6 protein-coding genes are annotated in these 8,709 nt (G+C 71.4%); all 6 read left to right on the forward strand.

Features of this window, described 5'->3' with window-relative positions:
- Window positions 1–34 precede the first annotated feature (34 nt).
- The 6 genes from nrtL to rho all read left to right on the forward strand — a co-directional run bounded on the left by nrtL (window position 35) and on the right by rho (window position 8,577).
- Window positions 35–1,033, forward strand: a complete 999-nt coding sequence (nrtL, locus tag ACFV8T_RS21330; RefSeq protein WP_385329584.1) for an ArgS-related anticodon-binding protein NrtL — start codon at window positions 35–37, stop codon at window positions 1,031–1,033.
- A gap of 26 nt (window positions 1,034–1,059) precedes the next feature.
- Entirely contained in the window at window positions 1,060–2,451 is a 1,392-nt protein-coding gene (gene lysA, locus ACFV8T_RS21335) for a diaminopimelate decarboxylase (RefSeq protein ID WP_385329586.1), read from the forward strand.
- A gap of 95 nt (window positions 2,452–2,546) precedes the next feature.
- On the forward strand, window positions 2,547–3,848 hold the full coding sequence (locus ACFV8T_RS21340; protein WP_385329589.1) for a homoserine dehydrogenase: 1,302 nt from the start codon (window positions 2,547–2,549) through the stop codon (window positions 3,846–3,848).
- A 6-nt stretch (window positions 3,849–3,854) separates the two neighbouring features.
- A complete protein-coding gene (thrC, locus tag ACFV8T_RS21345) occupies window positions 3,855–4,925 on the forward strand; it encodes a threonine synthase (protein ID WP_385329591.1) in 1,071 nt (356 codons plus the stop codon).
- A gap of 322 nt (window positions 4,926–5,247) precedes the next feature.
- The gene (gene thrB / locus ACFV8T_RS21350) at window positions 5,248–6,165 is read left to right on the forward strand and encodes a homoserine kinase (protein ID WP_266426472.1); all 918 of its coding nucleotides are present in this window, start codon (window positions 5,248–5,250) and stop codon (window positions 6,163–6,165) included.
- Between the two features lie 384 nt (window positions 6,166–6,549).
- Entirely contained in the window at window positions 6,550–8,577 is a 2,028-nt protein-coding gene (rho, locus tag ACFV8T_RS21355; RefSeq protein ID WP_385329594.1) for a transcription termination factor Rho, read from the forward strand.
- The last annotated feature ends 132 nt before the right edge of the window (window positions 8,578–8,709 follow it).

The raw sequence follows: 8,709 nt of genomic DNA on the forward strand, positions 1-8,709 counted from the left end.
CGGGGTGCCCCCCTTCCTCCCATACGCTTGTCCTGTGACCCCCGCCGATCTCTCCAGGACCGTGCTGCACGCCGTGCGCCGCGCGGTCGACGAGGACGCCCTGCGCGCGCCCGTGCCCACGCGCGTGCGGGTGGAGCGGACCCGGCCCGGCGGGCGCGGGGAGTACGCCTGCGCCGTCGCCCTCCAGCTGGCCGGGCCCGCCGAGCTGCCGGCCAGGGACGTGGCCGAGATCCTCCGGGAGCGGGTGCTTGGTGCGCCGGGCATCGGGGACGTCGAGGTCACCGGGCCGGGATTTCTGAACTTCACGCTGCGAGCCGGTGCGCGCGGCCTCGACGCGCTGGTGCGGGCCGTGGACGCGCACGGCACGGCGTACGGGCACGGGGACGCCCTCGCCGGCACGGCGGTCTCGTTCGTCCCCGTCGAGGAGCTCCGCGCCCGGGTCGTCACCGGGACCGTCGAGCGACTGCTCCGGGCCCAGGGTGCCGAGGTCGGGGAGCGGACGGCGGGCGGGGAGGCGCTGCACGTGATGCCGGTGCCGGCCGCCCACCGCGATCTCTTCGAGCGGCTCGGGAGCGACGCCGCCCGCTGGTCGCTGCTGCGGGCCGCCCCGCACGACCGGCCCCGGGGCACCGGGAGCGAGGAGCTCCTCGTGCAGCAGGAGAGCAATCCGCTGTTCCGGGTGCGGTACGCGCACGCCCGGATCCGTGCGTTGGGGCGGAACGCCCGGCAGCTCGGGTTCGCAGCGGCGTACGAGGAGAGCGTGGGCGCGCCCGTGCTCGGCGCGCTCCTCGCCGACCACCCCGGGGTGCTCGCCGCCGCCGCCCGGCACCGCGAGCCCGACCGGGTCGCCCGGCAGCTGGAAGCCCTTGCGCAGGCCTTCTTCGACTTCCACGACAGCGCTTCGCCGCTCCCCGCCGGTGACGAGAAACCCTCGGCCGCCCACCGCTCCCGGCTCGCCCTTGCCGAAGCTGCCGGGACGGTGCTCGCAGGCGGCCTGTCCCTGCTCGGCATCAGCGCACCCGAAGTCCTCTGAGAGATCCGAGAGAGCAGAGCAACGCCATGAGCCGATCCGCACACCCCGCCGGGCCCCGTCACGCCGATGTCATGACGGAGGGGCACTACAGCGCCCCGCCCGCCGATCTCAACGCTCTGGACGAGAAGGTCTGGGCCCGTACCGTCACCCGTGACGAGGGTGGTGCGGTCACCGTCGGCGGGATCGAAGTGACCCGGCTGGCCGAGGAGTTCGGCACCCCCGCCTACTTCCTCGACGAGAGCGACTTCCGGGCCCGCTGCCGCGCCTGGGCCGACGCCTTCGGGCGCGATGCCGACGTGTTCTACGCCGGAAAGGCCTTCCTGTCGCGCGCCGTCGTGCGCTGGCTCCAGGAGGAGGGGCTCAACCTCGACGTCTGCTCCGGTGGCGAGCTGACCACCGCGCTGGACGCCGGGATGCCCGCCGAGCGCATCGCCTTCCACGGCAACAACAAGACCGTCGCCGAGATCGAGCGCGCCGTCGAGGCCGGTGTCGGCCGGATCGTGCTCGACTCCTTCCAGGAGATCGCCCGGGTGGCCCACGTCGCGGAGCGGCTCGGAAAGCGCCAGCGCGTACAGATCCGGGTGACCGTCGGCGTCGAGGCACACACCCACGAGTTCATCGCCACCGCGCACGAGGACCAGAAGTTCGGGATCGCGCTGGCCGGGGGGCAGGCCGCCGAGGCGGTGCGCCGGGCGCTCACCCTCGACGGGCTCGAGCTCATCGGCATCCACTCGCACATCGGCTCGCAGATCTTCGACATGGCCGGCTTCGAGGTCTCCGCCCGGCGCGTGGTGCAGCTGCTCGCCGAGGTGCGCGACGAGCACGGGGTGGAGCTGCCCGAGATCGACCTGGGCGGCGGGCTCGGCATCGCGTACACCTCCGAGGACGACCCGCGCGAGCCGCACGAGATCGCCAAGGCGCTCGGCGACATCGTGACCCGCGAGTGCGAGGCGGCCGGGCTCGCCACCCCGCGGATCTCCGTCGAGCCGGGGCGCGCCATCGTCGGCCCGACCGCCTTCACGCTGTACGAGGTCGGCACCATCAAGCCACTGGAGGGGCTGCGTACGTACGTCAGCGTCGACGGCGGCATGTCGGACAACATCCGTACCGCGCTGTACGACGCCGAGTACACCGTCGCGCTCGCCTCGCGCACCTCCGACGCCGAGCCGATGCTCGTCCGCGTCGTCGGCAAGCACTGCGAGAGCGGCGACATCGTGGTCAAGGACGCGTTCCTGCCGTCCGACCTCGCCCCCGGCGATCTGATCGCCGTACCCGCCACCGGCGCGTACTGCCGTTCCATGGCGAGCAACTACAACCACGCCCTGCGTCCGCCGGTCGTCGCCGTGCGCGACGGTCGGGCGCGTGTCATCGTCAGGCGCGAGACGGAGGAAGATCTCCTGCGTCTCGATGTCGGCTGATGAAATACATGTCTCAGGATCCGGACGGGTGGCAGAAACTCCCGTCCGGTGAGTGAGACTGGTCCACACATCAGATGTAAAGGAAACGAGGTCGGATGATGCGTACGCGTCCGCTGAAGGTGGCGCTGCTGGGCTGTGGAGTGGTCGGCTCAGAGGTGGCGCGCATCATGACGACGCACGCCGACGATCTCGCCGCGCGCATCGGCGCACCGGTCGAGCTCGCCGGTGTCGCCGTGCGCCGGCCCTCCAAGGTGCGCGAGGGCATCGACCCCGCGCTGATCACCACCGATGCGACGGCCCTGGTCAAACGGGGCGACATCGACGTCGTCATCGAGGTCATCGGGGGCATCGAGCCCGCCCGTACGCTCATCACCACCGCCTTCGAGCACGGCGCGAGCGTCGTCTCCGCCAACAAGGCGCTGCTGGCCGAGGACGGCGCCGCGCTGCACGCCGCCGCCGAGCAGCACGGCCGGGACCTCTACTACGAGGCCGCCGTGGCCGGTGCCATCCCGCTCGTACGGCCGCTGCGCGAGTCCCTCGCCGGTGACAAGGTCAACCGGGTCCTCGGCATCGTGAACGGCACGACCAACTTCATCCTCGACAAGATGGACACCAGCGGAGCCGGGTACTCCGAGGCGCTCGACGAGGCCACCGCCCTCGGATACGCCGAGGCCGACCCGACCGCCGACGTCGAGGGCTTCGACGCCGCCGCCAAGGCCGCCATCCTCGCGGGTATCGCCTTCCACACCCGGGTGAGGATCGGCGACGTGCACCGCGAGGGCATCACCGAGGTCACCGCCGCCGACATCGCGTCCGCCCGCCGCATGGGCTGCACCGTCAAGCTCCTCGCCATCTGCGAGCGCGCCGCCGACGGGCAGTCGGTCACCGCGCGGGTGCACCCGGCGATGATCCCGCTGAGCCATCCGCTGGCCTCCGTCCGTGAGGCGTACAACGCGGTCTTCGTCGAGGCGGAGGCGGCCGGACAGCTCATGTTCTACGGCCCCGGCGCCGGTGGCTCGCCGACCGCGTCCGCGGTCCTCGGCGACCTGGTCGCGGTCTGCCGCAACAAGCTCAACGAGGCCACCGGCCCCGGTGAGTCCGCGTACACGCGCCTACCGGTCAGCCCCATGGGCGACGTGGTCACGCGGTACCACATCAGTCTCGACGTGGCCGACAAGCCTGGCGTACTCGCCCAGGTCGCGACGGTCTTCGCCGAACAGGGCGTATCGATCGATACGGTCCGCCAGCAAGGTCGACCGGACGGAGGCGGCGAGGCGTCCCTCGTCGTCGTCACCCACCGCGCGTCCGACGCCGCCCTCTCGGCGACCGTCGAGGCGCTGCGCAAGCTCGACACCGTGCGCGGTGTCGCCAGCATCATGCGTGTTGAAGGGGAGTAAGGACCCATGACCAGCAAGGGCACCCACCAGTGGCGCGGCATCATCGAGGAGTACCGGGACCGCCTTCCGGTCACGAGCACGACGCCGGTCGTCACGCTTCGTGAGGGCGGTACACCGCTCGTCCCCGCTCAGGTCCTCTCCGAGCGCACGGGCTGCGAGGTGCACCTCAAGGTCGAGGGCGCCAACCCCACCGGTTCCTTCAAGGACCGCGGCATGACGATGGCCATCACCCGGGCCAAGGAGGAGGGTGCGAAGGCCGTCATCTGCGCCTCCACCGGCAACACCTCCGCCTCCGCCGCCGCGTACGCGGTGCGGGCCGGCATGGTCTGCGCCGTCCTCGTGCCGCAGGGCAAGATCGCCCTCGGCAAGATGGGCCAGGCGCTGGTGCACGGCGCCAAGATCCTCCAGGTCGACGGCAACTTCGACGACTGCCTGACGCTGGCCCGCTCGCTCTCGGACAACTACCCGGTGGCCCTGGTCAATTCGGTCAACCCGGCCCGTATCGAGGGCCAGAAGACCGCCGCGTTCGAGATCGTCGACGCGCTCGGCGACGCCCCGGACATCCATGTCCTCCCGGTCGGCAACGCGGGCAACATCACCGCGTACTGGAAGGGTTACAAGGAGTACGCGGGGGACAGCATGTCCACGCACACCCCGCGCATGTGGGGCTTCCAGGCCTCCGGCTCCGCGCCCATCGTCCGCGGCGAGATCGTCAAGGACCCGTCGACCATCGCCACCGCGATCCGGATCGGCAACCCGGCCTCCTGGCAGTACGCGCTGGAGGCCCGGGACGAATCGGGCGGTTTCATCGATGAGGTGACGGACCGCCAGATCCTGGCCGCCTACCGGCTGTTGGCCTCCCAGGAGGGCGTCTTCGTCGAGCCCGCCTCGGCCGCCTCCGTCGCCGGCCTGCTGAAGGCCGCCGAGGAGGGCAAGGTCGACCGCGGCCAGAAGATCGTCTGCACGGTCACCGGCAACGGCCTCAAGGACCCCGACTGGGCCGTCGCGGGCGCACCGCAGCCGGTCACCGTCCCCGTCGACGCGGCCACCGCCGCCCAGAAGCTGGGCCTCGTCTAGGTCCGACCCCGATCCGCCGGACAGGATCTACGGCCTGGCCGGCGGATCAGGCAAGAACCCAGCTCAACCGGCCCTTTTCGGGGCGGAGAGCGCATAGGAGGCGTGCGACACGCATCGTGCGCCTCCCGTGCGCCCTATGTCGCCACAGAACCTTCCTTCGATAAGCTGTACTCAACCCGCCCCGCCGCATCTGCCGCGGTGCATGGGCCGTTGTGGCCGTCGGGTTCCCCGGAATTCCCATCCCCGCCACCACGACCTCCCGCCACCACGGAGAAAACGCTTCACCACCCCCCGCTGCCACACAAGGAGAGTCGTCCAACCGATGGCCGGTCCCGCCTTCCGAGCCGCCGCCGTCCGGGTGCGCGTCCCCGCGACCAGCGCCAACCTGGGCCCGGGTTTCGACGCCTTCGGCCTGTCGCTGGGGCTGTACGACGACGTCGTCGTCCGAGTCGCCGACTCCGGACTGCACATCGACATCGCGGGTGAGGGTGCCGACACGCTGCCCCGCGACGAGCGCCACCTCCTCGTACGCTCCCTGCGCACGGCCTTCGACCTGCTCGGCGGACAGCCCCGCGGTCTGGAGATCGTCTGCGCCAACCGCATCCCGCACGGACGCGGTCTCGGTTCCTCCTCCGCCGCCATCTGCGCCGGCATCGTCGCCGCCCGCGCCGTGACGACCGGCGGTGACGCCCGGCTCGACGACGCGGCGCTGCTGGAACTCGCCACCGAGATCGAGGGCCACCCCGACAACGTCGCGGCCTGCCTGCTCGGCGGCTTCACACTGGCGTGGATGGACGGCGGATCGGCGCGCGCGATCAGGATGGACCCCGCGGGATCCATCGTTCCGGTGGTTTTCGTACCCAGCAAGCCGGTCCTCACCGAGACCGCCCGCGGACTGCTCCCGCGCACGGTCCCGCATGTCGACGCCGCCTTCAACGCCGGCCGTGCCGCACTCCTCGTCGAGGCGCTGACCAGGCGCCCCGAGCTGCTGCTCACCGCCACCGAGGACCGGCTGCACCAGGAGTACCGCACCCCGGCGATGCCCGAGAGCGTGGAACTCGTCAACCGACTGCGCGCGGACGGCGTCCCCGCGGTCATCTCCGGTGCCGGGCCGACCGTGCTCGCACTGGCCGAGGACGGTGCGGCCGACAAGGTCGCACAGCTGGCGGGCGAGGGATGGGCGGCCAATCGCCTCGCTCTCGACGCCCCGGGGGCGAGTGTGCTGCCGCTCGCCCCGTAGCCGAGAAGAGATTGCCGGTGAGTGAGAGGGGGAATGTTTGTTGGAGCCGGTAGTGTTAACCTCAAGTCTGCAACCGACGTCTATGTGGCGCGTTGCTTCGTGTCCCTTTCCGGGACCACCAATTCTTCCGGGAGCCTCCCCAACTGCCTGAGCAGCCTGCCTGAGCAGTTTCGTGCACGCTCCGGAACCGGCACGACACCCCTCGCTTGTCCAGGAGTGGGCCGAGCAGGGGGATGCTCGCGCCGGGCCCTTGCACACCTTCATCTCTCCGCCGTACCCGGCGGACCACCGCCCCGGCACGGTCCGCAAGAAAAGACCGCAGTCGGACAGCACAACCGGTCGCCGAGCCAGAAGGCCGACGTCCGCTCCAGGGAAGGACCCTTCGTGAGCGACACCACCGATCTGATGGGCGTGACTGCCGACAAGAGCGTCGACAGCGCCGCGCCCGCCGAAGGTGCTGCCACTGGCACCACCGCACGGCGCCGCCGCTCCGGCACCGGCCTTGACGGCATGGTCCTGGCCGAGCTGCAGCAGGTCGCGTCCGGCCTCGGCATCAAGGGCACTGCGCGGATGCGCAAGGGCCAGCTGATCGAGGTCATCAAGGAGGCGCAGGCCGGTAGCTCCGCTGCGCCCAAGGCCGCCGCGCCCGCCGCGGCGACCGAGACCAAGCCGAAGCGCCGTGCCACCTCCAAGGCGCGCACCGGGGACGAGTCCGCGGCCGCCGCGCCCGCCGAGAAGGCCGCGGCCCAGCAGCAGATCGACATCCCCGGCCAGCCGGCCAGCGACGACCAGCCCACGGGCGAGCGCCGTCGGCGCCGTGCGACCGCGCAGGCGGGCAGCCCGGAGAGCAAGGCGGAGAGCAAGTCCGCCGAGGCCAAGACGGAGACGCAGGCCGAGCCCAAGGGCGACGACCGCGCCGACGCCAAGGCCGAAGCCGCCGCCGACACGGCCGAGGGCCGCCGCGGCGACCGCCAGGACCGCGGTCAGCGCGGCGACCGGGGCGACCGCCAGGAGCGCGGCGAGCGCGGGGAGCGCCGCGACCGTCAGCGCGACCGCAGGGGCAAGGGCGACGAGCAGGGCGGTGGCCAGGGCCAGCAGGGCGGCCAGCGCCAGCAGCGCCAGAGCCAGGGCCAGCAGGGCGGCGGCCCGCAGGACGACGGGTACGACGACGAGGCGGGCGGCCGTCGCGGCCGTCGTGGCCGCTACCGCGACCGCCGTGGCCGCCGTGGCCGCGAGGACTTCGCCAGCGAGGTCCCGGTCTCCGACGACGACGTCCTGATCCCCGTCGCGGGCATCCTGGACATCCTCGACAACTACGCGTTCATCCGGACCTCCGGCTACCTGCCGGGCCCGAACGACGTGTACGTCTCGCTCGCCCAGGTCCGCAAGAACGGCCTGCGCAAGGGGGACCACGTCACCGGTGCGGTGCGCCAGCCCAAGGACGGCGAGCGCCGGGAGAAGTTCAACGCCCTGGTCCGCCTCGACTCGGTGAACGGCATGGCGCCCGAAACCGGCCGCGGCCGCCCGGAGTTCCAGAAGCTGACCCCGCTCTACCCGCAGGACCGGCTCCGTCTGGAGACCGACTCCAACGTCCTGACGACGCGGATCATCGACCTGGTCGCCCCCATCGGCAAGGGCCAGCGAGGCCTGATCGTGGCCCCGCCGAAGACCGGCAAGACCATGATCCTGCAGGCGATTGCCAACGCGATCACCGTCAACAGCCCCGAGTGCCACCTGATGGTCGTCCTGGTCGACGAGCGTCCGGAAGAGGTCACCGACATGCAGCGGTCGGTGAAGGGCGAGGTCATCTCCTCGACCTTCGACCGTCCCGCCGAGGACCACACCACCGTCGCCGAGCTGGCCATCGAGCGCGCCAAGCGTCTCGTCGAGCTGGGTCACGACGTGGTCGTCCTGCTGGACTCCATCACCCGTCTCGGCCGTGCGTACAACCTCGCGGCCCCCGCCTCCGGCCGCATCCTGTCCGGTGGTGTCGACTCGACCGCGCTGTACCCGCCGAAGCGCTTCTTCGGTGCCGCGCGCAACATCGAGGACGGCGGTTCGCTGACCATCCTGGCCACCGCGCTGGTCGAGACCGGCTCGCGCATGGACGAGGTGATCTTCGAGGAGTTCAAGGGCACCGGCAACATGGAGCTCAAGCTCGACCGGAAGCTCTCGGACAAGCGCATCTTCCCGGCGGTGGACGTCGACGCGTCCAGCACCCGCAAGGAAGAAATCCTGCTCGGCAGCGACGAGTTGGCGATCGTCTGGAAGCTGCGCCGGGTGCTGCACGCGCTCGACCAGCAGCAGGCGATCGAGCTCCTCCTGGACCGGATGAAGAAGACCCAGTCCAACGCGGAGTTCCTGCTCCAGATCCAGAAGACGACGCCGTCCCCGGGCAACGGCAACGACTGACGTCGTACCGGATCGGCTGAACCACAGGGCCGGGGGAGGGGGGTTGCTGGGGGGGGGGGGGGTGGGGTGGGTGGGGGGGGTGGGGGAGAAACAAACTATGCTGTGTGTCGTCCGGATCTTTCCCCCCGCAAG

This window comes from Streptomyces sp. NPDC059832 (genome assembly GCF_042731715.1).
Lineage (GTDB): Bacteria > Actinomycetota > Actinomycetes > Streptomycetales > Streptomycetaceae > Streptomyces.